We start from the raw sequence: 26,291 nt of genomic DNA, 5'->3' as shown, positions 1-26,291 counted from the left end.
AATATGACGAACCGGCGCAACATGCACCGGTGCAGCAAGAGCCAAGGAAGATCGAACCATGAAGATGATGTTTGCCCATGCCGCCACTTTCGCGTTCAGCGCGGTCGGAGCGCTGGCTATCCTCGTCGGGGTGATCGATCAGCCGCAGGTCGCCGCTGCAACAACCCCGGCGGTCAGCCTCACGGCCTGACCGGCACCGGTGCCGGGGCACTCTCCCCCCTTGCCCCGCTCCGGCACCGGCATTTTTTACGCAGACAACCAACAAGGTCTCAAGATTTTCGACAGGAGTTTCCCGATGGGTATTTTTTCACGCACCCGCGACATCATTGCCGCCAACGTCACCGACCTGCTCGACCGGGCCGAAGATCCCGAAAAGATGATCCGCCAGATCATCTTCGAGATGAACGAAACGCTCGTCGAAGTCCGCGCTTCCGCCGCCCGCACGATCGCGGACCAGAAGGAAATGCGCCGCCACATCGCCAAGCTCGAAAGCCTGCAGGACAGCTGGAAGGAAAAGGCCGAACTCGCGCTGTCGAAGGACCGCGAAGACCTCGCCACCGCCGCGCTCGTCGAAAAGCAGAAGGCCGGCGACATGGCCGAGAAGCTGAAGGCCGAAATCGCCGTCCTCGACGACGCGCTCAAAGGCTATGAAGCCGACATCGCCAAGCTGCAGAAGAAGCTTTCGGAAGCCCGCGCCCGCCAGTCGAGCGTCGTCAACCGCCTCGAAAGCGCCGAGAACCGCTACAAGCTGCGCGAGATGACCAACGGCGACCGCGTCGAAGACGCCTTCTCGCGCTTCGAAATCCTCGAACGCCGCGTCGACGAAGCCGAAGGCCGCGCCGATGCGCTGGGTCTCGGCTACAAGAAGTCGCTCGACGAAGAGATCGCCGAACTGCAGGCCGCCGACAAGGTCGCCGACGAGCTCGCCGCGCTGAAGGCCGCGCAGGGCAAGAATTAAGGAGCCGGACCGATGGAAGAAATCATCATCGTCCCGATCGTCATCGGCACGCTCTTCCTCGGTCTGCCCTGGCTGATCCTCCACTACATCACCAAGTGGAAACAGGCCAAGACGCTGACCGGAGAAGACGAACAGCTCCTCGACGAACTTTACGATACGGCTCGGAGGCTTGAGAATCGTCTTCATACCGTGGAACGCATTATCAGCGCCGACCATCCCGACTTTCGCCCCGCGGTGCGCAGCGATGAGGATCTGGCGCAGCTTGAGAATATGAGCAGGAGGAACTGAAATGTCTGCCAGCCGCACCAAATTCTATCTCGACAAGCAGAACGCCAAATGGAGCGGCGTGTGCGCCGGGATCGCGGACTATAGCGGGATCGACGTGCTCTGGGTCCGTGTCGGCGCGGTGCTGCTGACGCTGATGGGCGGCTTTCCCTGGACGCTGATCGCCTACTGGATGGTCGCCTGGATGGGAACGCCGAAGCCCTTCGCGCTCTATGGCTCGAACGAGGAAGCGAAATTCTGGCAGGGAGTTCGCTCGAACCCCAGCGCCTCGACCCGCGACATCCGCTCGCGCTTCCGCGACATCGATCGCCGGCTTGCCGACATCGAGCTTTATTACACCAGCCACAATCGCCGCCTCGCCGACGAGATCGACGCGCTCCGCTAATCCGGGCACCGATCGGGCAGGGACGGGCAGCGGCAACAGGGAGAAGACAGATGAATTTCGGTGGTACCGGGTTTGTCCTCGCCATCATCGCATTGTCGATCGGCGGCTGGATGTTCACCACCTGGATCCGCGCCAAGCATGGCTATCCGGTCGAGAATGAATGGGGTGGCACGGTTCATCGAACCGACCCCGACGCTGATCGAAAAATCAAGCTCTTGACCGACGACAATGCCAAGCTCGCCAGCCAGATCGGCCGGCTCGAAGAGCGGATTTCGGTGCTCGAACGCATCGCAACCGAAAATTACGGTCAGGCCGCGCAGCTCGCGGACCAGATCGACCGCCTGCGCTAAAAGGGAAATATCATGAACCTCGATGCCCTCAATGTCCTTGCCCCCGTCGCCGCGATCGTCGGCCTGGCCGGGGTGGCGGGATGGGTCTTCACCACCTGGCTCCGCGTCAAGAACGGCTACCCGCTTGAAAACAGCTGGGGCAAGGCGGTCTATCCGAAGACCAGCGACGAGGCGATGGAGCGGGTCAAGCTCATCAGCCAGGAAAATGCCCAGCTTCGCGCCGAACTCGGTTCGGTGAAGGACCGGCTCGCGGTGGTCGAACGGATCGTCACCGACGAAAGCCACCGCGTCGCCAGCGAGATCGAGGCGCTGCGGCGCCCCGCGAATTGATCGGGAGATAGACCATGGGTGACACCATCTGGATTCTCGTGCCGCTCGCGCCCTTTCTGCTCGCCGGCTTCATCTTCTGGTCGAAGCATCAGCAGAAGATGATCGAGGTGCAGGCCGCGGCGACCGCCGAAAAGGCGGCCCAATATGCCGCTGCGACCGAACGGCTGGAGGCGCGCGTCCGCGTTCTCGAACGCATCGCCACCGATCGCGGCGTCGATGTCGCCGAAGAGATCGAAAAGCTACGCGACGCGCCGCTGAACTGAAACGACAGACGAGCAACGATAAGAAGGAAAGGATCCTCCCATGAACCCCTTTGAAATGGTGATCGGCATCGTCCTCATCGTGACGATCGGCAGCATCATCCGCGCGAAATACGGCGTGCGCCGCGACCACCGCGGCGGGGAATATTTCGTCGGCAATCAGAATCAGGATGCCGAAACCAAGGCTTTGCAGTCCGAAATCCGCGCCTTGAAGGAGCGGATCCAGGTGCTCGAACGCATCGCCACCGACCATAACCGCGCGGCGACGCTCGACGAAGAGATCGAGCGGCTGCGCGACCGGTCTCACCCCTGACCCCGTGACGAAGAAGGAGCCGACCCATGGCCACCATCATCGCTTCCGAACTCGGTGCCAACCTGCTGGTCGCGACCGTCGCGCTGGCTGCGCTCACCATCATCAGCCTCGTCGCGCTGCGCGGCTGGCGTGACTGGATCGCGCTGAAGCGCGACGAACTCGCCGCCGGTCACAGCATGCCGCAGGACCCCGCCGTCCCGCATGCCGGGTCGCGGATCGAGATCGCCGACCTCAAGGAACGGTTGCGCAAGCTCGAAGCCATCGCGGCCGGCGTCGACCTGTAACGGTCCGCCCCGCACCGATCCGCGTCGCCCCCTTCCCTTGCTGGGGCGACGCGGGACTTTCGCCGCGGCGACAAATCTGCCACTGGCGCTGCGATGCGCAGCCTCTCCGACATTTTCGACGAATATGACTTTCTCGACGGCGACGACCGCTATCGCCTGTTGATCGAGCTCGGCCGCACCCTCGAGGCGATGCCCGACGCGCTCAAGACCGACGCGACGCTGGTGCGCGGCTGTTCGGCGAGCGTCTGGGTCTATCCGGTGCCGCAGGACGACGGCCGCCTTCACTTCCTCGCCGACAGCAATGCCGCGATCACCAAGGGCATCGTCGCGCTGGTGCTGGCGGCGGTGCAGGACCGGCCGGCGGCCGAGGTCGCCGCGATGGACGTCGCCGCCGCGCTCGCCCCCTTCGACCTGACGCGCCAGCTCTCGTCGAACCGCACGCAGGGCGTCCCCAATATGATTGCGCTCGTTCAGGATACCGCGCGCCGCATCGCCGCGGGCTGACCGCCCTTCTTGGTCGACAAAAAAAGGGCGCGGAAGTTTCCTTCCGCGCCCGATCCTGTGCCGCGAGCGGCGGTGATCAGAATTCGTACGACACACCGATCTTCAGGCGCCACACCGACGACGACACGTTGATCTGGTTGTCGTCGTTGAAAGCATCGACGCCATTGAAGCCGCTGATGATATACTGGCCCGTCGCCGTATCGACGCCCCCGGTCGCGATATCCTGCAGCCCCGCGAAGTTGCGGCGCTTCTGGACGTTCCAGTCGCTGTCGAGGAAGTTCAGGAAATTGTCCATCGTGGCATAGAGCTTGATCTTGTCCTGCTTGCCGAACAGGCGGCCCGGCCCCGGCAACTCCTGCGAGAAGCTGAGATCGAGGTCGAAATACCAGTCGTTCGAGCAGCTGTTGCGCGGGATCGTGCGCCCCAGATACTTTTTGGCGCAGCCGAGACCGCTGGTGAAGGCGACCAGTTCGCGCACCGCATCCATGTTCGACGCGGCCGAGATATTCGGATCGTCGATGCCCGTGGGCAGATACAGCAGCGCGTTTTCGAAGCCCGAGGCGCTGTCGTTGAACACCCCGCCGCCGGTGAAGGTCAGGCTGTACGGGCGGCCCGACCGGGCGACGAAGGTCATGCCGAAGCGCGTCGACAGATCCGGGAAAAACTCCTCGCGGAACGAGAGGTTCGCCGAGATATTGTGCTTGCTGCTGTAGAAGCCGCGCGATGCCGCGGGGTTCTGGCGGTCGAACGCGGCGACGAGGTCATAGTTCGACCCGGCGGTCGAGTTGTACATGCTCCGGCGATCCTGCGCGTCGGTGTAGCTGTAGCCGAGGCTGAAATCGACCGAGCCGTTTTCGGTGAACAGCCCCCCGCCGAAGGTCTTCGACAGGATGACCGACGCGATGTGGCTGCGGAAACCCGGGCCGTTGGTCAGTTGCAGTTCGTCGTCGCGGCCGGTGTCGAAGCAGACGGCGTTGACATTCTCCCAGACCGGGGCGGGGTTGAGCCCGACCAGCTGGGCGGTGCAGCCCGCGTTGTTGGCATCGATCGCCCGATAGATCGGGCGACCGTCGACGGTGTAGCCGTCGATGCCGAGCGCCGGGTTCACCGTCTGCGACAGATCGACCAGCGTGAACGGGTTGCGATATTTGCTGTAGATATAGTCGAGGTTCAGGTTCCAGCCGCTGAAGAAGCCCGAAGGTGCGAAGTTCAGCTCCGACGTGAAGCCGATATTGGCGCGCAGCACCGACGGCATCCGGATATTCGGGCTGATCGACTGCGTATCGCCGCGGCCCGCCGCGGCGTTGGCCGATGCCGACTCCTGGAAGCAGCCGGGGACGCCGGTGAACTGGCCGCCCGTGACGACGTCGATCGGGTCGGTACCGCAGGCCGCATCGGTCGTCGTGCCGGTGGCGAAGCCGCGGCCGTCGTTCTGGAAGGCGTTGCCGAACCAGACGAGCGGGTCGCCGCCCGAGAAGATGCCGACGCCGGCGGTCAGCTTCGGCCGGCCGAACACCGCGAAATCGTCCATGTCATAGGTCAGCGCAAAGCGCGGCATGATGATCGGGTCGAGGTTGCTGAACCCGGTCGTGTTCGGGAAGTCGTAGCGCTGGAGGAACAGGGGGTTGAGCTTCGGCTGGCCGCCCGAATACCAGTCGGCGCGGACGCCGACGACGGCATTCAGCCGGTCGCTGATTTCCCAGTCGTCCTGCGCAAAGATCGAGAAGGTCGTGCGCTTGAACGCCGCCGCGGCGTCGCGGACGTCGCCGGTGGCGGTGAAATTGCCCTCGGCGCCGACCGAATCGCCGAGCCCGATCTGCTCGGCGGTGGGATTGGTGAGCGTGCCGCCGTTCAAAATCCCTTCGCGCAGTGCATCGACATCCTGGAAGTACAGCGTTCCGGTCGCATTCTGGACGAACAGGTTGAACAGGTCGGCGCGGTTCATTTCGAACCCGACCTTCAACTGGTGCGCGCCCTTGTCGAGCTTGGCGACGGCGCGGAAGGCATCGACCTTGGTGCGCAGGTCGTTGGCGGCGCGCGAAAAGCCCGGACCGGCGAGCACCTGCCCATAGATTGCGTCATCGCCTTCGCCCTGGGTGACGCCAACGATGATGCGCGGGATCGGGTTGTCCGACTGCGCTTCGCCGCCGCCGATCGGGTCCTGGCGGTCGGTGACCTTCGAATGCGAATAGCGCAATTCGGTCGAGAATTCGTCCGACCACTGCGAATAGAGGCGCGCCGAATAATAGTCCGACTTGGTGCCGCTGAGGTAGAAGGTGTTGAGGCCGGTGACGCGCGGATTGCTCGCCGTCGTGCTGAAATCGTCGGCGCGCGTCGTGGCTTCCTCGAGCCGCTGATAGGTCAGTTCGAGGCGGTGGTCGTCGTTGACCTGCCAGTCGAGGCGGCCGAAATAGCGGTCGTTCTCATAGGGGCGGCTGCGGACCAGCGGGCCGGTCTCGATGCCGTAAACGCTGCTCAGAACGTCCGAAATTTCGTTGAAGGCATCGACCGGCACGCCGGCCAGCTCGTTGGGATAGCCCGCGCCGGCCGGACCGTCGTCCTGCGACTGGCCCGCTTCCTGATGCTCATAGGCGCCGAAGAAAAACAGGCGATCCTTGATGATCGGGCCGCTCAGCCAGGCGCCCCAGCGCTTTTCGGCTTCGATCGGCGCGACCGGCTCGCCCTTCACCTTGTCGCCGCGCATGCCGTTGTCGGCATATTCGAAAAAGCCGCCGAAATGATAATCGTTGGTGCCCGACTTGGTGACGACGTTGATCGCGCAGCCCGTGAAGGCGCCGTAATCGACGTCGAACGGCGCGAACTGGACCTGCGTTTCGCGCACCGCGTCATAAGGGATCGGGGTAGAACTGCGCGACGAGAAACCCGTGTCGTTGAGCCCGTAGATGTCGCCCTGGCTGATGCCATCGACGGTGAAGGCATTGCCGCGGTCGTTGCCGCCGAGGCACGAGATACGATCGACGCCCGAGCCGCCGTCGTCGCGGTCGAGGCTGACGCGCGGGTCGAGGCGGATGATGTCGCGGACGTCGCGATTGAAGGACGGTGCAGCGGTCAGGATCTCGGTCGAGAAGCTGGTGCCGGGACCGACCTCGAGCTGCGTGACGCGGACGCGGCTGCCGGTGACGACGATCTCGCCGCCGCCCGAGGTGAGCGAGAAGGCAAGGTCGGTGCTGCCCTGCAGCGTGGTGTAGATGTTCTGGAGGGTCTGGCCTTCGAACGCATCGGCGGTGACCGACACCGTGTAGGGACCGCCCGTCGTCAGGCCCGAGGTGTTGAAGCGGCCGTCGGCGCCGGTCGTCAGCGTGCGTGCGGCACCGGTGCGGGTGTCGGTGACGACGACGGTCGCACCGCCGATCGCGGCGCCGCTGTCATCGCTGACCTGGCCCTGGATGCCGGTCGTGATCTGCTGGGCCTGGGCGGGGGCGGCAAGCGCGGTTGCGGCGCCGATCGCCATCAGGCTCGCGGCGATCGAATAACGGAGTTTCATGTCACAATGTCCCTTATTGCATTGGGCAGGCGCGCAAATATGGGGGATGCGCTTCACCTGCGAGCGCCCCTGAAGCCCGCATGTGGCACGGCTGTTACAGCGGTTCTGACGGGGCAAGCGAGGTGCGACGACCCGTTCTGCCGCAGGCGGGAAAACCACGGGGTTTGCGTCCGGACGTGGTTAATATCGGAAAACGCTCATGCGTTTTTTTCAGCTACTGTTGCTGCGTTGCAACATGCCTCGGTGACGACTCGGTGAGGACCGTCCGTGGCGCCTCAGCGCCACCGCGTCGGCGCATCGGCAAGCGCTTCTGCCGCGCGCGACCGCACGTCATCCGCCCCATCGCGCGGCATGCTGAACCGTATCTTCACGGCCCAGTCGCCGTGCCGGGCGAGTTGGTAATAAGTGAGATAGGGTTTGCCGCCGATCTCGGCGTCATACCATCCGCTCATCACCGGTGCGTCGGGGTCGGTGAAGCCTTGCGGGGTCGGGAGCGGCGTGCCTTGATAGCGTTCGATCAGCAGCGCTTGGAGCGATTGCGCCTCGTCCGCCAGCGTGCCTTCATCGGGCCGGTAAACGAAAAGATCGATCCAGCCGTCGCCGTTCCCGCCGCCGCGCAGCGTATATTGGACGGAGATATTGCCCGGCGCGTAGACGATCAACTTGCGCGCCGGCATCTGCCCCAGTCGGGCGGGAAACAGATATTGCGCGGCAAGGTGGCGTATCGCATCGCCTTCGCGCCGGACCTCCGTCGAATCGACGACCTCGGCGATCGGGATGCTGACCGGTTCGGCGCGGACGGGCGCCGCCGCAGCGAGGATCGCTGCGGCGAGTGCCAGACGCGCCGCGCGCAACATCAGGCGGCGTCGCCGGCTTCCTTCGCCTTGTCGGCATAGACGCGCACCGGGTCCTTGCGGCCCTCGACGACATCCTTGTCGACGACGATCTCGACGACGTCGGTGAGGTCGGGAAGGTCGAACATCGTGTCGAGCAGGATCGCCTCGACGATCGAGCGCAGCCCGCGCGCGCCGGTCTTGCGTTCGATCGCCTTCTTGGCGACCGCAACCAGCGCGTCGTCGGTAAAGGTCAGCGCGACCTCTTCCAGATCGAACAGCTTCTTATACTGCTTGACCAGCGCATTCTTGGGTTCGCCGAGGATCTTGACGAGCGCGTCGACGTCGAGATCCTCGAGCGTCGCGATGACCGGCAGGCGGCCGACGAATTCGGGGATCAGGCCGAACTTCAGCAGATCCTCGGGCTCGATCTGCTTCAGCGTCTCGCCCGCGCGGCGCTCGTCGGGGCCGGCGACATGCGCGCCGAAACCGATCGACTTGCCCTGCAGGCGGTCGCCGATGATCTTTTCGAGGCCGGCGAAGGCACCGCCGGCGATGAACAGGATGTTCGTCGTGTCGACCTGCAGGAATTCCTGCTGCGGGTGCTTGCGGCCGCCCTGCGGCGGGACGCTCGCGGTCGTGCCTTCCATCAGCTTGAGCAGCGCCTGCTGCACGCCTTCGCCTGACACGTCGCGGGTGATCGAGGGATTTTCGGCCTTGCGGCTGATCTTGTCGATCTCGTCGATATAGACGATGCCGCGCTGCGCCTTTTCGACATTATAGTCGCTGGCCTGCAGCAGCTTCAGGATGATGTTCTCGACATCCTCGCCGACATAGCCGGCTTCGGTGAGCGTCGTCGCGTCGGCCATGGTGAAGGGCACGTCGAGGAAGCGCGCGAGCGTCTGCGCGAGCAATGTCTTGCCGCTGCCGGTCGGGCCGACGAGCAGGATGTTCGATTTCGCCAGTTCGACATCTTCGCCGCGGCCCGAATTGGCAAGGCGCTTGTAATGGTTGTGGACCGCGACCGACAGCACACGCTTGGCCTTGTTCTGGCCGATCACATAGGCATCGAGATGCTGGCAGATTTCCAGCGGCGTCGGCACTGCGCCGTCCTTGCGTGCGGCGACGCCGCCCTTGATCTCTTCGCGGATGATGTCGTTGCACAGCTCGACGCATTCGTCGCAGATGAACACGGTCGGTCCGGCAATCAGCTTGCGGACTTCGTGCTGCGACTTGCCGCAGAAGGAGCAGTAAAGAGTGCTCTTGCTGTCCGAGCCGCTCAATTTGGTCATATATCGTCCTCTGGCAGACGCCAAAAGGGCGCTGCCGTCTTTATCCTAGTCCGCCGCCACCCGATTACAATATGGCAATTGGGTGACATGGCTTCAATGTCACCCAATAGCATGGTGCGGCAAAAGGGGTGTCAAGAAACGCGGTTAGCGTTTCTTTGCTGGGTTCGGCACCGGCCCGCTCCCCCACCGCCCGACGACGACGCGTGGCGTCGGAGGGCCTCCCATTTCAGGATACGCTGTTGGGAGGCCCTCCGACGCCACGCGTCGTCGTCGGGCGGTGGGGGAGCGGGCCGGTGCCGCCCGGTTATCGAATCAGGGCGTCGGGCCCTCGCTCTGGGTCGCGGCGCCGGTCTCGCCGTCGACCGCCGGACGCGAGCCGAAGACGTGATCGACGAGGCCGAATTCCTTGGCTTCCTCGGCTTCGAGGAAGGTGTCGCGGTCCATCGCCTTCTCGATCTCTTTCAGCGGCTTGCCGGTATATTTGACGTAAAGGTCGTTCATCCGCTTGCGGATGCGCAGGATTTCGCGGGCCTGGATCTCGATATCCGACGCCATGCCGCGCGCGCCGCCCGAGGGCTGGTGGATCATGACGCGGGCGTTGGGCAGCGCGACGCGCATGCCGGGCTCGCCCGCCGCGAGCAGGAAGCTGCCCATCGACGCGGCCTGACCGATGCAGAAAGTGCCGACGCGCGGGCGGATATATTGCATCGTGTCGTGGATCGCCATGCCCGCCGTCACAACCCCGCCCGGCGAGTTGATGTACATGAAGATGTCCTTCTTCGGATTTTCCGATTCGAGGAACAGGAGCTGCGCGGTGATCAGCGACGCCATATTGTCTTCGACCTCGCCGGTGACGAAAATGATCCGTTCGCGCAGCAGGCGAGAGAAAATGTCGAAGCTGCGTTCGCCGCGGCTCGTCTGTTCGACGACGACGGGAACAAGGGCGGCGAGCGGGTCGATCATTGGGAATTCGTCCTTCGTTATCCGGGTTGCCCTGCCGAGGACCGGCGGGCTGCCCCTCCGCCATCCTACATCGGCGCCAAGCCGGACGGTTTCAAGGGGGCAAAAAAAGGGCGGGAAACTCCCGCCCTGGTGTTGGTCAGTCGCCTTCGCCCGGTTCGGGCGAGAAATATTTGTCGAACTTGTCATCGACGCCCTTGAACTCGTCGGCGTCCGCCGGGCTGTCCTTTTTGACCGTTATGTTCGGCCATTCGGCGCTGAACTTGGTGTTCACTTCCAGCCATTTTTCGAGGCCGCTCTCGGTGTCCGGCAGGATCGCCTCGGCGGGGCATTCGGGTTCGCACACGCCGCAGTCGATGCACTCGTTGGGATTGATGACGAGCATATTCTCGCCCTCATAGAAACAGTCGACCGGACAGACCTCGACGCAGTCCATATATTTGCAACGGACGCAGGCATCGGTGACGACATAGGTCATGGGTTCGGCTCCCTCAGATGACGGCAATCGGGCCGTCAGGCTCTCATATCGGCTGCCTCTATGCCGCGCGAGTGCGGCGCGTCAACGCTAAGCGACAGTTGCGAATCACTCTCACTCGATAGGGCTGCCGGTGCGGTTTGCGAGGACAGTATTTCCATCGTCGCTGATAGCCGGAGTGGTGGGCGAGGCGTCGGCGTCGAGCTTGCGATAGCAGGCCTGCGCCTCGCTCGCCGGACCGCGGCGGGTGGGCAGCGACAGCAGCCGGATCACCTCGATCCGCTCGCCGACAGGCAGGACAAGCGTCTGGCCGACGTGGACCGCGCACGACGAGCGCGTCACCCGCCGTCCGTCGAGGCGGATATGCCCCGCTGCGACGATCGCCTGCGCAAGGCTGCGCGAACGCGCGAAGCGCAGGTACCAGAGCAGCTTGTCGAGCCGGATGCTGCCCGCGGCGCCCGGACTCGCCATTAGGGCCTGTGCTCCCACACCACACCGTCGAGGTTTGAAGCAAAATGGCTCAGTGCGAGGAGCGAAGGCGAAGACATATGTCGATATTTCGAGACTTCTCGACGAAGCAATGGGCCATTTTGATCAAATCCCTGCGGGACGCCCAAATGGCTTCCATCTCGACCCGAAAGCCGCTTGGAAAGGCAACCAGCCTTCCCGGCGCGTCTTTGGGACCGATCTGTTCGCCATTTGGGCGCCTCGACGGTGTGGTGTGGGAGCACAGGCCCTAATCCTCGCGAGCGCCCGCGAGGAGCGCGGCAAGACCGGCGAACGGGCTGTTCGGCGAGGGGCCACGGCGCTGGGGCGCGCTGCCTTGCGGCGGCCGGTGACCGTTTTTCGGCGGTTTGCCGGGTTGCGGCCGCGACCCCTTGCCATGCTTGACCGGTGGACGCTGGGCCTCATTGCCGGTGCGTGCGGGCGCACCGCCCTTGTGCCGGGACGGACGATGCTTGCCGCGCCCGCGCTTGTCGGCACTTTTCAGCCCCGACCAGCGCCAGCGTTCGAGCGCCGGGTCGCCGATCGGGCGGAAGCCGACGCTTTGCAGGAGCGCGCGCCGCGCTTCGCCGTCGAGGCCGAGCGAGGTCGCCAGCGCGGCGTCGATCGCAAAGCCGGGCGCCACGACCGCCGAGGCGCCTTCCCCGGCATCCTCGCCATGGTGATCCCCGCCATGCTCTTCGCCGCCCCCGGCGATCGGCGCGGTCGGCGGCGCGGCCGCCTGCAGCCGCGCGGCATGCGCCTGACGCGCGAGCCGTTCGGCCATGTCGATGCGCAGCCACCCGGTGCCGCAACGGCGAAAACCCGCGATACCCAGCCCGACGGCCGCGCCATCCTTTTGCCAGACCGCGCCGTGCGGGGGCAGGGCGGGGACGGGCGTGCCCTGCTGCGCGGCGATCAGCGCGGCGCGCCAACGCACCGCTTCGGGCTTCAGCAATTGCGGATGGAAGATGTCGAGCGAGCCGATGGTCAGCCCGAGCTTGCGAAGCTGCGGCCGCTCGTCGGCGCTGATCGCCGCGAGTTGTTCGTCGACCGCCGCGCGGGCGATCAGCCCGCTGCCGTCGGTCATCGCCGCGAGCAACGCGCGCACGCGCGGCGGGGTGAACAGGTCGCCCGCGGCGGCGCCCATCGCGGCGAGCGGTCCCGCATGGCGCGCGAGCTGCTGCGCGACATATTTCTGGAGCCGCTCGACGATCGCCTGCACCTGCGCGGGTTCGAGCCGGCGGAGCGCGGGCTCGATCTGGATCGACGGCTGGACCAGCGTCGGTCCCTTGGCGAGCGACGCGACGACATGGCCGTGCCAGGCAAGGCGCGGCGGCGTGCCCGGTTCGGCGACGAGCGCCAGCGCGCCGTCCTCGCCCTCGGCCAGCGCCGTCGCGCGCCGCGCGAACTCGGCGCGCAGATGTTTCTCGGCTGCGGCCAGCAGCATCTTGTGGTCGCTTGCCCGCGCCACCGGGTCGACCTTGAACTGAAAGCCTTTCAGCGTCCCGATCGCTTCGCCGTCGACCGCGACGGTGCCGTCGGGGCCGACCGCAACCGGCAAGGCGGCGTTCCGCTGCCCCGCGTCGCGCAGCAGCAAGGCAAGGCGGCGGTCGACGAAGCGCTGGGCCAGCGCGGCGTGCAGCGCGTCGGACAATCGCGATTCGAGCAATTGCGTCTGTTCGGTCCAGCCGGCGGCACCGGCGAGCCAGTCGCCGCGCTGCGCGATGAAGCACAGCGTCCGCACCGCGGCAATCCGGCTCGCGAGCTGGTCGATGTCGCCCTCGACATCGTCGAGCCGTGCGAGGCGGCGCGCGAACCAGTCGGGGTCGATCATCCCGTCGCCCTGCATCCGCCACTGCCACAGCTTGAACACCGTGCGGCTGTGATGTTCGGCGCCGAGCTGTTCGAAATCGGGGAGGCCGCAGACGTCCCACAGGCGCTGGACGGCATCGAAATCGCCGCCGCGCGCGCGTACTTGCATGTCGCCCGCCAGATGCTTGAGCACCGCGACATCGACCGCTTCGGGCGCGGCGCGCAGCAACGGGTCGGCGGGCGGGCGAGCGAGGTCGGCAAGCAACTGGTCGAGCGAGCCGAAGCCGGGGTTGGGCTCGCGCCAGAACAGGCTGGCGAGCGGCGGGAAATGATGCCCCTCGATCGCGGCGATTTCCTCGGGCGTGAAGCCGCCCTGCGGCAGGCCGATGGTGCCGAAGCTGCCGTCCTGCTGGTGGCGCCCGGCGCGGCCGGCGATCTGCGCCATTTCGGCGATCGTCAGCCGCCGCAGCCGGCGCCCGTCGAATTTCTGGAGGCTCGCGAAGGCGACATGCTGGACGTCGAGGTTCAGCCCCATGCCGATCGCATCGGTCGCGACGAGATAATCGACCTCGCCCGCCTCGAACATCGCGACCTGGGCGTTGCGCGTCCGCGGGCTCAATGCCCCCATCACCACCGCCGCGCCGCCCGAGAAACGGCGCAGCATTTCGGCGATCGCGTAAACCTCTTCGGCCGAAAAGGCGACGATGGCGGAGCGTTTGGGCAGCCGTGACAGCTTCGACGACCCCGCATAGCTCAGCGTCGAGAAGCGCGGGCGGGTGATGATTTCGGCCTCGGGTACGAGCCCCTTGACCAGCCCCTTGATGCTCGCCGAACCGAGGATCATTGTTTCCTCGCGGCCGCGGGCGCGGAGCAGCCGATCGGTGAAGACATGGCCGCGTTCGGGATCGGCGCCGAGCTGCGCTTCGTCGATGCCGACAAAGGCGACGTCGCGCTCGACTGGGAGCGCCTCCATCGTGCCGAGCAGATAGCGTGCCTCGGGCGGCATGATCCGCTCTTCGCCGGTGATAAGGGCGACTTGCGATGCGCCCTTGATGGCGACGACGCGGTCGTAAACCTCGCGCGCGAGCAGGCGCAGCGGAAAGCCGATCATGCCGCTCGACCGGGCGGTCAGACGCTCGACCGCCAAATGGGTTTTGCCGGTGTTGGTGGGGCCAAGGACAGCCTTGACCGGGTGGGAAGAGGATGACGTCATTGTCTTGATTCTCACGCTGGCATGCGGCGCGTCCGCGCGCAACAGGCGATCGATGGAAGCGGGGGCCGGGCCGCCATTTTCTTCGCTCACTCACACCATAACGCGGTCACGCCACGGCCCGCCGCAAGCCAAATCGGCAAACCGTCCATTAAATTGACTTTAACGCCCTTTGTTTACAGACATTGGCACGGAAATATCATCGACGGCGCCTTTTCGGGGGGCAATGCCGGCGAGCGGGGGTTGCAAGACTTGTTCCAGCGTCACGAACCCATTGCGGGGATGTCCGGCAACGCGGCTGCGCTCACCATGTCGCAGGCGGTTTCGCTGCGCCGGGCGCCTGCCGAGGCCGAACCGCATACGACGTGGCGCGACCGGCTGGCGCAGCTCGATCTGGTTCCCGATCTTGGCGACAATATCGGTTCGCGCGAATGGTGGCGCGGCCTTGCGACATTAACCCTGCTCTGCGGGACCGCGATCGCGACCTTCCCCGGCATCCAGCCGCTCCCGACCGCGGGCACGCCCGCGCTCGATGCCGCCGATTTCAACGAGGCGCGCGCGCAGATGATCGTGCCGCTCGCGCTCGGCGGCGATACCGGGCGGCATATGGCGGCGACCGATGCGGTGCGCCCGCTGACCCAGACCCCCGAACGGCCGCAGATCGAACTCACCGCCACGCTCGGCAGCGGCGACAGCTTTGCGCGTCTGCTCGAACGCTCGGGCGTTGGCGGCAGCGAGGCACAGGCGCTCGCGAGCCAGGTCGCGGGCGCGGTGCCGCTCGCCGATATCGCGCCGGGCACGCGGATCGACCTGATCCTCGGCCGCCGCGCCGCGCGCACCATGCCGCGGCCGGTCGAAGCGCTGGCGATGCGCGCGCGCTTCGACCTCCGCATCGAGATGGAACGTATCGACGGCCGGCTCGTCATGCGCCGTATCCCGATCGCGGTCGATGCGACGCCGCTGCGTATCCGCGGCCGGGTCGGTGACAGCCTCTACCGCTCGGCGCGCGCTGCCGGGGCGCCGCCCGAGGCGATTCAGGCCTATCTGCGCGTCATCGGCAAACAGATTTCGGTCGGCAGCGATATTCGCTCGGGCGACGAATATGACATCATCGTCGACCATCGCCGCGCCGAGACCGGTGAGAGCGAGACGGGCAAGCTGCTCTATGCGGGCCTGATCCGCGGCGGCAAGCCGAAGCTGTCGATGCTCGAATGGACCGTCGACGGGCGCAGCCAGTGGTACGAGGCATCGGGCGTCGGCGAACAGCGCGGCGGCATGGCGCGGCCGACCAACGGCCGCGTTACCTCGACCTTCGGGATGCGGCGCCACCCGATCCTCGGTTACCGGCGCATGCACAGCGGCATGGACTTCGGCGGCGGTTACGGCGCGCCCATCTATGCGGTGACCGACGGCATCGTCACGGTCGCCGGGCGCACCGGCGGTTTCGGCAATTATGTGAAGCTCAATCACGGGAATGGGCTCGGCACCGGCTATGGCCATATGAGCCGCATCGCGGTGCGGCCGGGGCAGCGTGTCTCGCGGGGGCAGGTGATCGGCTATATCGGCTCGACCGGCCTCTCGACCGGCCCGCACCTCCACTACGAACTCTATCGCAACGGCCATGCGGTGAACCCGGCATCGGTGACCTTCGTCACGCGCGCGCTGCTCGAGGGCAAGGCGCTCGCCGACTTCCGCGCGCGTATCCGCGCTCTGACCGCGGTCGCTCCGGGCGCGGCGCTGACCCCGATTGCGGCGAAGCAGGCCGAAGGACCGAAGCTTGGTTCGCTCGCCGACGTCGCCTCGAAACGCGCCGGTGACGGGATCTAGCCCCACATAAAAGTGGCAATATCCATTTGCCCGACAGCGCGGCGCCGCTATGCACGCCGCATGACCCAAGCCGCTTTCCCCCACCTCCGCCTCCGCCGTACCCGCCGCACCGGCTGGAGCCGCGCGATGGTGCGCGAGACGCAGCTTTCCCCCGCCAACCTCATCTGGCCGCTGTTCGTCTGCGACGGGTCGGGTATCGAGGAGCCGATCGCCAGCCTGCCCGGCGTGTCGCGCTGGTCGGTCGACCTGCTCGTCGAACGGGCCCGCGACGCGGTGGCGGCGGGCATCCCTTGCCTCGCGCTCTTTCCCTATACGCAGGCGGACCGGCGTAGCGCGGACGGCGCCGAGGCGCTCAATCCCGACAATCTGATGTGCCGCGCGGTCGCAGCGATCAAGCAGGCGCTCGGCGACGACATCGGCGTGCTCACCGATGTGGCGCTCGATCCTTATACCAGCCACGGGCAGGACGGGCTGATCGACGATACGGGCTATGTGCTGAATGACGACACGGTCGAGGTGCTGGTGGGGCAGGCGCTCAATCAGGCGCGCGCGGGGGCCGATATCATCGCGCCCTCCGACATGATGGACGGTCGTATCGGTGCGATCCGGCAGGCGCTGGAAGGCGAAGGTTTCGGCCACGTCCAGATCATGAGCTATGCCGCCAAATATGCCTCGGCCTTCTACGGCCCGTTCCGCGACGCGGTCGGGTCGCGCGGGCTGCTGAAGGGCGACAAGAAGACCTATCAGATGGACCCTGCGAACAGCGAGGAAGCGCTCCGCGAAGTCGCGCAGGACCTTGCCGAGGGGGCGGACAGCGTGATGGTCAAGCCCGGATTGCCCTATCTCGACATCGTGCGCGCGGTGAAGGACAATTTCGCGGTGCCCGTCTACGCCTATCAGGTGTCGGGCGAATATGCGATGATCGAGGCCGCGGCGGCGGCGGGCGCGGGCGACCGCGACGCGCTCGTCCTCGAAACGCTGCTTGCCTTCCGACGCGCCGGCGCGTCGGGAGTGCTCAGCTATCATGCGCTCCATGCCGCCCGGTTGCTGACCGCGTGACCCTTTCCGCACCCGCATCGCCGCGCCGCTGGCTGTTCGTGCTGACGATCCTCGTCGGCAGTTTCCTGCTCTTCCTCGTCCAGCCGATGGTGGCGCGGATGGTGCTGCCCAAATTGGGCGGCGCGCCGGCGGTGTGGAACAGCGCGATGCTCGTCTATCAGGCGCTGTTGCTCGGCGGCTATGCCTATGCGCACTGGCTCGGACGGTTCACGCTCCGGCGCCAGGCGGCGATCCATCTCGGGCTGTTTCTCGTCGCCGCGCTGTGGCTTCCCATCGGCATCGCGGCGATTGCGCCGCCCGCGCCCGGACAGGAAGTGCTGTGGGTGCCGCTGCTGCTGCTCGCGTCGATCGGCCCGGTCTTCTTCGTGGTCTCGGCGCAGGCGCCGCTGATGCAACGCTGGTTCGCCGCCGATGCCCGCGCGGGCGACCCATATTATCTCTACGCCGCATCGAACCTCGGCAGTTTTGCCGGATTGCTCAGCTATCCGGCGCTCGTCGAGCCGAGCCTGCCGCTCGCGGCGCAAAGCTGGGGGTGGACCGCGGGCTATGCGCTGCTCGTGCTGCTCGTCGCAGCGAGCGCGGCCGCGCGCTGGCAGCGCGGCACGGTGCATGACGACGGGGCGGCGCCGGACGAAGAGCCGCGCCCCGCGCTGCGGCGCCAGCTTCACTGGCTGCTGATTGCGGCGGTGCCGTCGGGGCTGATGCTGTCGACGACGACGCACCTCACCACGGACATCGTCGCGATGCCGTTGCTGTGGGTATTGCCGCTCGGCCTCTATCTGCTCAGTTTCGTGATCGCCTTTTCGACTGCGACGCGGCTGACGCAGATCATCACCTTCACCGCGCCTGCGGTCCTGCTTTCGGTCGGCGGACTCGCGCTGCTGAGTTCGGGCGGCGGGTCGATGATGGTCGCGCTCGCGAGCCTCGGGATGCTGTTCGTCGTCGCGGTGGCGCTGCACGGCTATCTCTATCACCTCCGCCCTGCGGCGCAGCATCTGACGCTCTTTTATCTCATCATGTCGGCGGGCGGCGTGCTCGGCGGGCTGTTCGCGGCGCTGTTCGCACCGCTCCTCTTCGACTGGGTCTATGAACATCCGTTGCTCGTCCTTGCCGCCGCGGCGCTGCTGCCGCTGCCCGCGCTGCTGCCGTGGGACCAGTGGCTGAAGCTGCCGGCGGCGAAAGCGCGGGCCGTCGCGGCGCTGCTCGTCGGGTTTGCCGCTTTTGCCTGCTGGCAAATGGTCGGCGGCTGGACGGGGTCGCTCGCCGGGGCGACGGCGATATGGGGTCTCGCCATCTTCGTCGTCGGCCTGCTCGTGATCGGCTGGCGCTGGGCCTATGTCTCCGCGCTCGCGTTGCTGATGGTCGGCGTCGGCGGCTGGGACACGATGGAGGAAAGCTTCACCGGGATGCGCGTGCGCAGCTATTTCGGCGTCTATACCGTCACCGACGACGGCTATCGTCACCAGCGCCGCCTCGCTCATGGCACGACGCTGCACGGGCTGCAGCGCACCGATAGCGGGGGACGGCTCGAACCGACGACCTATTACGGGCACCAGTCGGGGGTCGGGCTGACGCTCGACAAGGCAGAGGCGCTCGCCGGACCCGATGCGGCGGTCGGCATCGTCGGGCTGGGGGCGGGGACGCTCGCCTGCTACCGCAAACCGGGACAGCAATGGACGATTTTCGAAATCGATCCGGTGATGGTCGATATCGCGCGCGATCCCGCCAAATTCACCTTCCTGTCGGATTGTGCGGGCGACACGCCGGTGGTCATCGGGGACGCGCGCCTGCAAATCGCGAAACAGCCGGCGGGCAAGTTCGATGTCCTCGTCATCGACGCCTTTTCATCCGACGCGATCCCGCTGCATCTGCTGACCGAGGAGGCGATCGGCATCTACGCGCGGGCGCTGAAGCCCGACGGCATATTGCTGGTCCACATCTCGAACCGTTTCTTCGATCTCGAACCGGTGCTCGCGGCCGAGGCAAAGGCGCGCGGCTGGACGGCAGCAATCCGGATGGACCCGGGGCCGATGGGCGACGATTTCGGCGACCTCACCGGATCGAACTGGGTGGCGCTGACCGCCACGCCCGCGCGTATGCGGGAATTGACGGGCGGCATAAAGCTTCGCAAGGACCGCTTCGACGCCGGTGCGTGGGTGCCGCTCGCCGCGCGTCCGCATTTCACCCGCTGGACCGACGATTACGCCTCGACGCTGCCGATCCTGCTCTGGAAACATCTCGTAGGAGGCCGCGAATGAACCGCAGCGACATCAGCATCATCAGCGTCAACGGCAAGACGCCGCAGATCGACCCGAGCGCCTTCATCGCGCCGGGATGCCGGATCATCGGCGACGTGACGATCGGCCCCGATGTCAGCATCTGGTATAATTGCGTGCTGCGCGCCGATGTCAGCCATATCGTCGTCGGCGCCCGTTCGAACATCCAGGACGGCAGCGTCGTCCATTGCGACGGCCCGATGCCGCACCGGCCCGAAGGCTTTCCCACGATCATTGGCGAGGATGTGCTGATCGGCCATCTCGCGATGGTGCATGGCTGCACGCTCGCCGATCGCGCCTTCGTCGGGCTCAAGGCGACTGTGATGAACGGCTGCCGCATCGGCAGCGATGCGATGCTCGCCGCAGGCGCTTTGCTGACGGAGAATAAGGAAATCCCCGATCGCGAGCTGTGGGCCGGCTCGCCCGCACGCCGCGTGCGCGAGATCGGCGATGCGCAGGCGGCGGGCATGCAGATGGGCGTCGCCCATTATGTGATGAACGGCCGCATGCACAAGGCGGCGGTGGAGGGCTGATCGTCCGCAAAAAAAAGGGCGCTCCGGTTTCCCGGAACGCCCTTTCGGTAAGCGCCGCGAACCGGCTTAGCTGAAGTTCACCATCGCATAGAGCATCGGGATCGACAGCAAGGTGTTGGTCCGCGAAAAGATCATCGCGGTCTTCGCGGCCTTGGCTTTCGTGGCATCGTCGGCCTCGACGATCCCCAGCGCCTTTTTCTGGTTCGGCCAGATCACGAACCAGACGTTGAACGCCATGATCAGCCCCAGCCACATGCCGACGCCGATCAGCTTGTACGGATCCTGCAGCCCCAGTGCGGGCGCGAGATATTTGGCGTGCCCGGCGATCGCGAGGCCGAGCAGCACGGTGATCAGCGCCGCCCAGCGGAACCAGAACAGCGCGGCGGGCGCAATATGCTTGCCCACGGCGGGTTTCAGCTCGGCCGGGATTTTCGGCATCGTCGGAATCTGGACGAAGTTGAAATAATAAAGCAGGCCGATCCACAAAATGCCGAAGAAGGTGTGGAGCCAGCGCATGATCGCGTTGCCCGCGGCGACGCCATCCTCGAAATTCTGGCCGTTGAGCCCCAGCATCAGGATGATCGCGAGCACGAGGCCCGCCCCGAGCACGGCGTGAAGATTCCCGAAAAACTTGTCCATGGCATTCCCCCTCGCTTGTTATGGGGCGCGGCGCGACCCGGTGCCCTCGGCATTGCTATGCCAGCGACGGGGGATGGGCTCAAGCTTGCTTGTCGAGCGCCGCTTCGTCGGGAACCGCCAGCCCGTGCTTCAGCATCACGGGAAGCTGGCTCAGCGTGAAGAGGAAGGAGAGGGCGGTGACCCCCCAGACCTTGATCGTCAGCCACAGGTCGAAGCTCATCCGCTTCGCCTCGATCAGCTCGTACATCACATGGTTAGCGATACCGAGCGCGGCGAAGAACAGGCCCCAGTTGCGCGACAGCAGCAGCCAGCCCTGCTCGGTGACCCCGTCGAGTGCCGATTGCAGCAGATATTTGAGCATCGGTTTCCCGAACCAGTATCCGCCGAGCAACAGCGCCGCAAAGGCGGCGTAGATGATCGTCGGCTTCATCACGATGAAGCGTTCGTCGTGGAACCAGATGGTCAGCGCGCCAAAGCCGATGACGAGCACGCCCGACATCCACAGCATCGGCGAAATCTTGCCGAGCTTCCACTTCGACACCGCCATTGCGATGACGATCGCGACCATGAAGGCGACGGTGCCCTTGATCGCGCCGGTCGTCGCGGCGAAGGCGCCCGTCCCGCCGGAGGTGAATTTATAGGTCAGGAAGAAAACGAGCAAAGGCCCGAAATCGATCGCGAAATTCAGCCAGCCATGTTTGGCGGGCGGCGGCGCCGGCGCGGTCTCGGGGCCGCCGGGAAGCACGTCGCTCATCTTATATTTCCTGCAATGATGCCGGCGATCTCGTCGGCGTCGAAGGGGCGGAGGTCGCCCATCGTCTCGCCGATGCCGATCGCGTGGATGGGGAGGCCGTGGCGTTCGGCGGCGGCGACCAGCACGCCGCCGCGCGCGGTGCCGTCGAGCTTGGTCATGACGAGCCCGGTGACCCCGGCGACCTCGCGGAACACGTCGATCTGCGACAGGGCATTCTGGCCGGTCGTCGCGTCGAGCATCAGCACGACGTCGTGCGGCGCGGCGGGGTTGAGGCGGCCGAGCACGCGCTTGATCTTGGCGAGCTCGTCCATCAACTCGCGTTTGTTCTGCAGGCGCCCGGCGGTGTCGACGATCAGCACGTCGATGCCCGTCGCGGTCGCTTGCTTGACTGCGTCGAAGACGATGCCGGCGCTGTCGCCGCCCTCGGAGCCCGCCATGATCGGCACGCCCAGCCGCTCGGCCCAGACCTTCAATTGCCCGATCGCGGCGGCGCGGAAGGTGTCGCCCGCGACCAGCATGACGCCATAATCCTGTTCCTGGAACAGGTGCGCCAGCTTGGCGATGGTCGTCGTCTTGCCCGATCCGTTGACCCCGATGACCAATATCACCTGCGGGCGCGGGAAGGCGTCGATCTCCAGCGGCTCGGCGACGGGGCGCAGCACCGCGGCAATTTCCTCGGCGACGACCTTGCGCAGCTCCTCGGTGCCGTTCGCGGCGACGTCGCGGCGTTCGGACAGGCGGTCGCGGATGCGCGCCGCCATGGCGGGACCGAGGTCGGCGGTGATCAGCGCTTCCTCGATCCGGTCGAGATCGTCGTCGTCGAGCCGCGACTTGCCGGTCAGTCCTGACAGATTCTCGCCGAGCCGCTCCGATGTGCGCTTGAGGCCGCCGAGCAGCCGTTCGCTCCAGCTTGGCCCGCTCATGCTGCGATATCCCGTTCGATGGTGGTGGCGATCATGCGGTCTCCGTCGCGCGCGGTCATCCGCGCGTCGATGATGGTGCCCGGCGCCGCGGGGGCGGCGAGGCGGATGGCAACGAAATTTGCCGCATGGCCGGTCACCCCGTCGCGCTCGACGAGCATCGATGCGGTGCGGCCGATCTGCGCGTCGAGCCAGCGGCGGCGGCGTCGGCCATTGGCCTCGCGCAGCGCCGCAGCGCGCTCGCGCGCCATCGCGCGGCCGACCTGCGGCATCCGCGCGGCGGGGGTGCCGGCGCGGGGGCTGTAGGGAAAGATATGGCCAAAGACGATATCGCAATCGTCGATCAGCGCCAGCGAGTTCGCGAACATCGCCGCATCCTCGGTCGGGAAACCGGCGATCAGGTCGGCACCGATGGCGATGTCGGCGCGCGCGGCCTTCAGCCGCTCGACCAGCCGGACGGCATCGGCGCGGCGGTGGCGGCGCTTCATCCGTGTCAGCACCATGTCGTCGCCCGCCTGCAGCGACAGGTGAACATGCGGCATGACGCGTTTTTCCTGCGTCAGCAGGGTGAAGAGCGCGTCGTCGATGCGGTCGGGGTCGAGCGACGAAAGGCGAAGGCGTTCGACCGGCAGCGCCAGTAACGCCTCGACCAGCGCCGCCAATGTCGTTTCGCTGTCGTCGCCGTAGCTCGCCAGGTCGACACCGGTCAGGATGATCTCGCGCTGGCCGCGGTCGAGTGCGGTGCGCGCGGCGGCGATCACCGCATCGACACTCGCCGACCGTGCCGTCCCGCGCGCCAGCACCGTCGCGCAAAAGGTGCAGCTATGCGAACAGCCGGTCTGGACGCCAAGGAAGGCCCGCGCGTGATCGGCGCCCGAGAGGGCAGGGGCGTAAGCGAGCGTGCCGGGCGTGACGGCCGCGCCGCCATAGCTTTCGGCGCGCGCCTTCGCGTCGTTGCGCACGACGCGCGCGCCCATCGCCGCGAAACTTCCGGCTTCGAGCTCCGCCGCGCAGCCGGTCACCACGACCTCAGTCCCGGGCCGTTCGCGCAGCGCCCGGCGCACCGCCTGCCGGGCCTGCCGCACCGCCTCGTCGGTCACTGCGCAGCTATTGAAGATGATCCTGTCGCGGCCGCCCGTGGCCCGCGCTGCGGCGCGCACCGCTTCACCCTCGGCGATGTTGAGCCGGCAACCGAAATTGACGACCTCGGGGCCGTCCGTAACCGCAACACTCATCCGAACTGCGCCCAATCGGTCTCGCCTTCGAACACCCGTGTCGCGGCGCCGCTCATCACGATCGGTTCGCCCGGCGCCCAGCGGATGACAAGGTCGCCGCCGGGCAGCGATACGGTCACGGGCGACTGGACGATGCCGGCGCGGATCGCCGCGACGGCGGTCGCACAGGCGCCGGTCCCGCACGCCTGGGTCAGCCCCACGCCGCGTTCCCAGACGCGCAGTTGCAGGCAATCGGGGCCGTCGAGGCTCGCGACATTGACGTTGACGCGTTCGGGGAACAGCGGATCGGTCTCGATCCGCGGGCCCAGTTCGTCGAGCGCGACGGCGTCGGCTTCGGGGACGAAGAAGATGATGTGCGGATTGCCGACATTGACCGCGGCGCCATGCTCCAGCTCGTCCCACGCGACAGGCATGTCGCGCGTGTCCATCGGCATGGCGAGCGGGATATGCTCCCAGTCGAATTGGGGTTCACCCAGCACGACCTCGGCACCGCCGTCGGCGGGCGTGACGCGCAGCATGCCGCCGAGTGTTTCGATCACCGCGGGCTGGCCGATCAGTGTCGCGACACAGCGCGTCGCATTGCCGCACGCCTCGACCTCGCCGCCGTCGGCGTTGAAGATGCGCATGCGGACGTCGGCCTTGCTCGACGGTTCGAGCAGGATGAGCTGGTCGCAGCCGATGCCATGGCGCCGGTCGGCGATCGCATGCGCGCGCGCCGGCGTCATCTCGACGCTTTGCTCGCGCGCGTCGATGACGACGAAGTCGTTGCCGAGGCCATGCATCTTGGTGAAGCGATCCGCCATGGGCCGCATTTAGGAGCGCGGGGGCGGGAAGTCTAGCGACGTGCCTCATGTTCCGTCACCCCGGCGAAGGCCGGGGTCTCGCCGGTGCGTCATGTCGATAGGTCGAGATCCCGGCCTTCGCCGGGATGACGAAGATATGATTACGCGCTCTTGCGCAGCGGAGACTCATCGCCGGCCGGCGGCGCGGCCTCGGGCACCACCGGCGCGCGCAGCAGCCCGCGTTCGGCGAGCAGGGCGGCGGTGTCGGCGGCGGAAGCCGCGCGCCCGTAATACCAGCCCTGACCCTTGGCGCAGCCGAGCCGCGTCAGTTCGATCGCGGTGGCTTCATCCTCGACACCCTCGGCGGTGATCGGCATCGACAGGCTTTCGCCCAGCCGGACGATCGCGACGACGATCGCCTGCGCGTCGGGGCTACCGCGCATCGCGGCGATGAAGCTGCGGTCGATCTTGATCCGGTCGAAGGGCAGCGCACGAAGGTGCGACAGCGAGCTGTAGCCGGTGCCGAAATCGTCGAGGCTCAGCGACACGCCCTGATTCTTCAGGCTGGTGACGATCGAGCGGACGAGCGGCAGATTCTCGAACAGCGAGCTTTCGGTGATCTCGACCTCGAGTTGGCTGGCCGGAAAGCCGGTCTCGACCAGCAGCTTGGTGAGCTTCTGGCTGAACCACGGATCCTTGAGCTGCTGCGGCGAGATATTGACCGCGAGCATGATCGACGGGTCCCAGCCCTTGGCGATTTCCATCGCGCGGCCGATGACCTGCAGCGACAATTCGCCGATCAGCCCGCTTTCCTCGGCGACCGGAATGAAGCGCTCGGGCGGGATCATGCCATATTCGGGCGATTCCCAGCGCATCAGCATCTCGAAACCGAGCAAGCGGCCGCTCGCGATGTCGACCTGCGGCTCGAAATGGGGGACGAATTCGCCGCGCGGCATGCCGGTGCGAATCCCGGTTTCGATCTGGTTGCGGACCTGCACCGCCATTTCCATGCCCGGCTCGAACCAGCAGAAACGGTTCCGGCCCTCGTCCTTGCAATGATACATGGCGATGTCGGCCTGGCGCACGATCGTTTCCATCGTGATCCCTGCCTCGCTCGCCAGCGCGACGCCGAGCGAAGCGCCGGTGCGAATCTGCTGCGCGCCGTGAAAGATCGGTTCCTCGAGCGCGGCGACAAGCTGCGCCGCGAGCGCTTCGATATGGTCGCGCGCCGCGGGTTCGAACGGCAGCATCGCGACGAATTCGTCGCCGCCGAGCCGCGCCTTGGTCGCGCTCGGCGGCAGCACCGCCGTGATGCGCTCCGCCGCGACCTGCAGCACGCGGTCGCCCGCTGCGTGGCCGTGGATGTCGTTGACCGTCTTGAAATGATCGAGGTCGAGCAGGAACAGCGCCACCTGCCGCTTTTCCAGCGCGGCATCGACGATCAACTGCTGCCCGGTCGCCATCAGCGCCCGGCGGTTCAGGAAACCCGTCAGCGGGTCGGTGTCGGCCAGATAACGCGCGCGCTGTTCGGCCTCGGTGCGTTCGACGATCTCGCGATTGAGATCCTCGTAACGGCGCCAGCCGAACAGGATCAGCGCGATGTTGAGCACCAGCGTCGCGGTCAGCACATTGTCGGGGCCGCCGCCGATGCCGATCAGCGACCGGATCACCGATTGCATCACGTTGCTGCCGGTGCCGACGAACAGCAGGATGGCGGCGACGACGATGCCGCCCGCGACGATGTCGCGTTTGGCGCCTTCGCTGCGGTCCCTTGGTCTTGGCATCGCTGTCATAGATATTTCCCCACCACCCGCGCGCCGTTCTGGACCCGAAGCGGTGAAATTTGCGTTAAACGGAGTGCGGCGGCGCTCGCTTGCCAGCGTGCGCATAAATGTGTATTGGCCGCCGCGTTCGCGCGCATCTTGCGCACGGACATATCGATGTCCGCGACGGAAAGTCTGTCCACGGATAGCCGCTGGTTGGCGAGGTTTCGCTCACCGGCGTCTTTTGCGTTGCGGGCCTCG

The 26,291-nt window shown here is 66.3% G+C and carries 27 protein-coding genes; 14 read left to right on the top strand and 13 right to left on the bottom strand.

What is annotated here, in order from left to right:
- Window positions 1-58 precede the first annotated feature (58 nt).
- The 10 genes from V6U71_RS17035 to V6U71_RS16990 all read left to right on the top strand — a co-directional run bounded on the left by V6U71_RS17035 (window position 59) and on the right by V6U71_RS16990 (window position 3,669).
- Window positions 59-190 (top strand): hypothetical protein, encoded by a 132-nt coding sequence (locus tag V6U71_RS17035; protein ID WP_257720436.1) that lies wholly within the window; start codon window positions 59-61, stop codon window positions 188-190.
- Window positions 191-295: 105 nt separating this feature from the next.
- On the top strand, window positions 296-958 hold the full coding sequence (gene pspA, locus V6U71_RS17030; protein WP_054731200.1) for a phage shock protein PspA: 663 nt from the start codon (window positions 296-298) through the stop codon (window positions 956-958).
- 12 nt (window positions 959-970) lie between these two features.
- Window positions 971-1,246, top strand: a complete 276-nt coding sequence (gene pspB / locus V6U71_RS17025) for an envelope stress response membrane protein PspB (protein WP_054589047.1) — start codon at window positions 971-973, stop codon at window positions 1,244-1,246.
- Between the two features lies 1 nt (window position 1,247).
- Window positions 1,248-1,628 (top strand): envelope stress response membrane protein PspC, encoded by a 381-nt coding sequence (pspC, locus tag V6U71_RS17020; protein WP_054731198.1) that lies wholly within the window; start codon window positions 1,248-1,250, stop codon window positions 1,626-1,628.
- A gap of 50 nt (window positions 1,629-1,678) precedes the next feature.
- Complete coding sequence (locus V6U71_RS17015; RefSeq protein ID WP_411339551.1) at window positions 1,679-1,978, top strand: hypothetical protein; 300 nt, start codon at window positions 1,679-1,681, stop codon at window positions 1,976-1,978.
- A 12-nt stretch (window positions 1,979-1,990) separates the two neighbouring features.
- On the top strand, window positions 1,991-2,308 hold the full coding sequence (locus tag V6U71_RS17010) for a hypothetical protein (protein WP_054731196.1): 318 nt from the start codon (window positions 1,991-1,993) through the stop codon (window positions 2,306-2,308).
- A 14-nt stretch (window positions 2,309-2,322) separates the two neighbouring features.
- Entirely contained in the window at window positions 2,323-2,571 is a 249-nt protein-coding gene (locus V6U71_RS17005) for a hypothetical protein (RefSeq protein ID WP_054589043.1), read from the top strand.
- 40 nt (window positions 2,572-2,611) lie between these two features.
- Window positions 2,612-2,881 carry a hypothetical protein gene (locus tag V6U71_RS17000; RefSeq protein ID WP_411339550.1) on the top strand — a complete coding sequence of 90 codons (270 nt, stop codon included), beginning with the start codon at window positions 2,612-2,614 and terminating at the stop codon, window positions 2,879-2,881.
- Between the two features lie 26 nt (window positions 2,882-2,907).
- Complete coding sequence (locus tag V6U71_RS16995) at window positions 2,908-3,165, top strand: hypothetical protein (RefSeq protein ID WP_054589041.1); 258 nt, start codon at window positions 2,908-2,910, stop codon at window positions 3,163-3,165.
- A gap of 93 nt (window positions 3,166-3,258) precedes the next feature.
- Window positions 3,259-3,669, top strand: coding sequence for a SufE family protein (locus tag V6U71_RS16990; protein WP_411339549.1), 411 nt, complete (start codon window positions 3,259-3,261; stop codon window positions 3,667-3,669).
- A 76-nt stretch (window positions 3,670-3,745) separates the two neighbouring features.
- On the opposite strand, the gene V6U71_RS16985 is transcribed toward V6U71_RS16990, so the two are convergent.
- From V6U71_RS16985 to V6U71_RS16955, 7 genes are all read right to left on the bottom strand, one after another.
- Window positions 3,746-7,174 (bottom strand): TonB-dependent receptor, encoded by a 3,429-nt coding sequence (locus V6U71_RS16985; RefSeq protein ID WP_411339548.1) that lies wholly within the window; start codon window positions 7,172-7,174, stop codon window positions 3,746-3,748.
- 275 nt (window positions 7,175-7,449) lie between these two features.
- Window positions 7,450-8,031 carry a hypothetical protein gene (locus tag V6U71_RS16980; RefSeq protein WP_411339547.1) on the bottom strand — a complete coding sequence of 194 codons (582 nt, stop codon included), beginning with the start codon at window positions 8,029-8,031 and terminating at the stop codon, window positions 7,450-7,452.
- Complete coding sequence (clpX, locus tag V6U71_RS16975) at window positions 8,031-9,299, bottom strand: ATP-dependent Clp protease ATP-binding subunit ClpX (protein ID WP_054589037.1); 1,269 nt, start codon at window positions 9,297-9,299, stop codon at window positions 8,031-8,033. The genes V6U71_RS16980 and clpX overlap by 1 nt, the downstream gene beginning before the upstream one ends.
- 312 nt (window positions 9,300-9,611) lie before the next feature.
- Window positions 9,612-10,262 (bottom strand): ATP-dependent Clp protease proteolytic subunit, encoded by a 651-nt coding sequence (locus V6U71_RS16970; RefSeq protein ID WP_054731189.1) that lies wholly within the window; start codon window positions 10,260-10,262, stop codon window positions 9,612-9,614.
- 136 nt (window positions 10,263-10,398) lie between these two features.
- Window positions 10,399-10,737 carry a ferredoxin FdxA gene (gene fdxA, locus V6U71_RS16965; protein WP_054589035.1) on the bottom strand — a complete coding sequence of 113 codons (339 nt, stop codon included), beginning with the start codon at window positions 10,735-10,737 and terminating at the stop codon, window positions 10,399-10,401.
- Between the two features lie 111 nt (window positions 10,738-10,848).
- Window positions 10,849-11,205 (bottom strand): RNA-binding S4 domain-containing protein, encoded by a 357-nt coding sequence (locus V6U71_RS16960; RefSeq protein ID WP_411339546.1) that lies wholly within the window; start codon window positions 11,203-11,205, stop codon window positions 10,849-10,851.
- Between the two features lie 265 nt (window positions 11,206-11,470).
- Window positions 11,471-14,245 carry a helicase-related protein gene (locus V6U71_RS16955; RefSeq protein WP_411342370.1) on the bottom strand — a complete coding sequence of 925 codons (2,775 nt, stop codon included), beginning with the start codon at window positions 14,243-14,245 and terminating at the stop codon, window positions 11,471-11,473.
- A gap of 279 nt (window positions 14,246-14,524) precedes the next feature.
- Here V6U71_RS16955 and V6U71_RS16950 point away from each other — a divergent pair, with 279 nt between their 5' ends.
- From V6U71_RS16950 to V6U71_RS16935, 4 genes are read left to right on the top strand one after another with little or no spacing between them, the layout of a single operon-like run.
- Window positions 14,525-16,069, top strand: a complete 1,545-nt coding sequence (locus tag V6U71_RS16950; RefSeq protein ID WP_411339545.1) for a peptidoglycan DD-metalloendopeptidase family protein — start codon at window positions 14,525-14,527, stop codon at window positions 16,067-16,069.
- Between the two features lie 60 nt (window positions 16,070-16,129).
- Window positions 16,130-17,128, top strand: coding sequence for a porphobilinogen synthase (hemB, locus tag V6U71_RS16945; RefSeq protein ID WP_411339544.1), 999 nt, complete (start codon window positions 16,130-16,132; stop codon window positions 17,126-17,128).
- Window positions 17,125-19,386: a spermidine synthase gene (locus V6U71_RS16940; RefSeq protein WP_411339543.1), complete on the top strand. Its 2,262-nt coding sequence runs from the start codon at window positions 17,125-17,127 to the stop codon at window positions 19,384-19,386. Before hemB ends, V6U71_RS16940 begins: the two co-directional genes overlap by 4 nt.
- On the top strand, window positions 19,383-19,937 hold the full coding sequence (locus V6U71_RS16935; RefSeq protein WP_411339542.1) for a gamma carbonic anhydrase family protein: 555 nt from the start codon (window positions 19,383-19,385) through the stop codon (window positions 19,935-19,937). Before V6U71_RS16940 ends, V6U71_RS16935 begins: the two co-directional genes overlap by 4 nt.
- A gap of 66 nt (window positions 19,938-20,003) precedes the next feature.
- Here the strand turns inward: V6U71_RS16935 and V6U71_RS16930 are convergent, their stop codons facing one another.
- The 6 genes from V6U71_RS16930 to V6U71_RS16905 all read right to left on the bottom strand — a co-directional run bounded on the left by V6U71_RS16930 (window position 20,004) and on the right by V6U71_RS16905 (window position 26,060).
- Window positions 20,004-20,576 carry a urate hydroxylase PuuD gene (locus tag V6U71_RS16930; protein ID WP_411339541.1) on the bottom strand — a complete coding sequence of 191 codons (573 nt, stop codon included), beginning with the start codon at window positions 20,574-20,576 and terminating at the stop codon, window positions 20,004-20,006.
- Between the two features lie 79 nt (window positions 20,577-20,655).
- Entirely contained in the window at window positions 20,656-21,330 is a 675-nt protein-coding gene (locus tag V6U71_RS16925) for an inner membrane-spanning protein YciB (protein WP_054731173.1), read from the bottom strand.
- A complete protein-coding gene (ftsY, locus tag V6U71_RS16920) occupies window positions 21,327-22,253 on the bottom strand; it encodes a signal recognition particle-docking protein FtsY (protein ID WP_411339540.1) in 927 nt (308 codons plus the stop codon). The genes V6U71_RS16925 and ftsY overlap by 4 nt, the downstream gene beginning before the upstream one ends.
- Complete coding sequence (locus V6U71_RS16915) at window positions 22,250-23,485, bottom strand: MiaB/RimO family radical SAM methylthiotransferase (RefSeq protein ID WP_411339539.1); 1,236 nt, start codon at window positions 23,483-23,485, stop codon at window positions 22,250-22,252. The genes ftsY and V6U71_RS16915 overlap by 4 nt, the downstream gene beginning before the upstream one ends.
- Complete coding sequence (gene dapF, locus V6U71_RS16910) at window positions 23,482-24,288, bottom strand: diaminopimelate epimerase (RefSeq protein ID WP_054731172.1); 807 nt, start codon at window positions 24,286-24,288, stop codon at window positions 23,482-23,484. Before dapF ends, V6U71_RS16915 begins: the two co-directional genes overlap by 4 nt.
- Window positions 24,289-24,428: 140 nt before the next feature.
- Window positions 24,429-26,060, bottom strand: a complete 1,632-nt coding sequence (locus tag V6U71_RS16905) for a putative bifunctional diguanylate cyclase/phosphodiesterase (RefSeq protein WP_411339538.1) — start codon at window positions 26,058-26,060, stop codon at window positions 24,429-24,431.
- Window positions 26,061-26,291: the final 231 nt, after the last annotated feature.

Origin of the sequence: Sphingopyxis sp. J-6, from assembly GCF_046603995.1 — a bacterium.
Taxonomy (GTDB): domain Bacteria; phylum Pseudomonadota; class Alphaproteobacteria; order Sphingomonadales; family Sphingomonadaceae; genus Sphingopyxis.
Note: the sequence above shows the minus strand (reverse complement) of the source record. Positions and strands in the feature narration are given on the sequence as shown.

Coding starts and splice junctions, on each gene's coding strand:
- V6U71_RS16925 (WP_054731173.1), bottom strand. CDS start 21,330: ATGAGCGACGTGCTTCCCGGCGGCCCCGAGACCGCGCCGGCGCCGCCG.
- V6U71_RS16985 (WP_411339548.1), bottom strand. CDS start 7,174: ATGAAACTCCGTTATTCGATCGCCGCGAGCCTGATGGCGATCGGCGCC.
- V6U71_RS16970 (WP_054731189.1), bottom strand. CDS start 10,262: ATGATCGACCCGCTCGCCGCCCTTGTTCCCGTCGTCGTCGAACAGACG.
- V6U71_RS17015 (WP_411339551.1), top strand. CDS start 1,679: ATGAATTTCGGTGGTACCGGGTTTGTCCTCGCCATCATCGCATTGTCG.
- V6U71_RS16955 (WP_411342370.1), bottom strand. CDS start 14,245: ATGACGTCATCCTCTTCCCACCCGGTCAAGGCTGTCCTTGGCCCCACC.
- V6U71_RS16930 (WP_411339541.1), bottom strand. CDS start 20,576: ATGGACAAGTTTTTCGGGAATCTTCACGCCGTGCTCGGGGCGGGCCTC.
- clpX (WP_054589037.1), bottom strand. CDS start 9,299: ATGACCAAATTGAGCGGCTCGGACAGCAAGAGCACTCTTTACTGCTCC.
- V6U71_RS16960 (WP_411339546.1), bottom strand. CDS start 11,205: ATGGCGAGTCCGGGCGCCGCGGGCAGCATCCGGCTCGACAAGCTGCTC.
- dapF (WP_054731172.1), bottom strand. CDS start 24,288: ATGGCGGATCGCTTCACCAAGATGCATGGCCTCGGCAACGACTTCGTC.
- V6U71_RS16935 (WP_411339542.1), top strand. CDS start 19,383: ATGAACCGCAGCGACATCAGCATCATCAGCGTCAACGGCAAGACGCCG.
- V6U71_RS16905 (WP_411339538.1), bottom strand. CDS start 26,060: ATGACAGCGATGCCAAGACCAAGGGACCGCAGCGAAGGCGCCAAACGC.
- ftsY (WP_411339540.1), bottom strand. CDS start 22,253: ATGAGCGGGCCAAGCTGGAGCGAACGGCTGCTCGGCGGCCTCAAGCGC.
- fdxA (WP_054589035.1), bottom strand. CDS start 10,737: ATGACCTATGTCGTCACCGATGCCTGCGTCCGTTGCAAATATATGGAC.
- V6U71_RS16990 (WP_411339549.1), top strand. CDS start 3,259: ATGCGCAGCCTCTCCGACATTTTCGACGAATATGACTTTCTCGACGGC.
- V6U71_RS16915 (WP_411339539.1), bottom strand. CDS start 23,485: ATGAGTGTTGCGGTTACGGACGGCCCCGAGGTCGTCAATTTCGGTTGC.
- pspC (WP_054731198.1), top strand. CDS start 1,248: ATGTCTGCCAGCCGCACCAAATTCTATCTCGACAAGCAGAACGCCAAA.
- pspB (WP_054589047.1), top strand. CDS start 971: ATGGAAGAAATCATCATCGTCCCGATCGTCATCGGCACGCTCTTCCTC.
- V6U71_RS16950 (WP_411339545.1), top strand. CDS start 14,525: ATGTCCGGCAACGCGGCTGCGCTCACCATGTCGCAGGCGGTTTCGCTG.
- hemB (WP_411339544.1), top strand. CDS start 16,130: ATGACCCAAGCCGCTTTCCCCCACCTCCGCCTCCGCCGTACCCGCCGC.
- V6U71_RS17035 (WP_257720436.1), top strand. CDS start 59: ATGAAGATGATGTTTGCCCATGCCGCCACTTTCGCGTTCAGCGCGGTC.
- V6U71_RS17005 (WP_054589043.1), top strand. CDS start 2,323: ATGGGTGACACCATCTGGATTCTCGTGCCGCTCGCGCCCTTTCTGCTC.
- V6U71_RS17000 (WP_411339550.1), top strand. CDS start 2,612: ATGAACCCCTTTGAAATGGTGATCGGCATCGTCCTCATCGTGACGATC.
- V6U71_RS16980 (WP_411339547.1), bottom strand. CDS start 8,031: ATGTTGCGCGCGGCGCGTCTGGCACTCGCCGCAGCGATCCTCGCTGCG.
- pspA (WP_054731200.1), top strand. CDS start 296: ATGGGTATTTTTTCACGCACCCGCGACATCATTGCCGCCAACGTCACC.
- V6U71_RS17010 (WP_054731196.1), top strand. CDS start 1,991: ATGAACCTCGATGCCCTCAATGTCCTTGCCCCCGTCGCCGCGATCGTC.
- V6U71_RS16995 (WP_054589041.1), top strand. CDS start 2,908: ATGGCCACCATCATCGCTTCCGAACTCGGTGCCAACCTGCTGGTCGCG.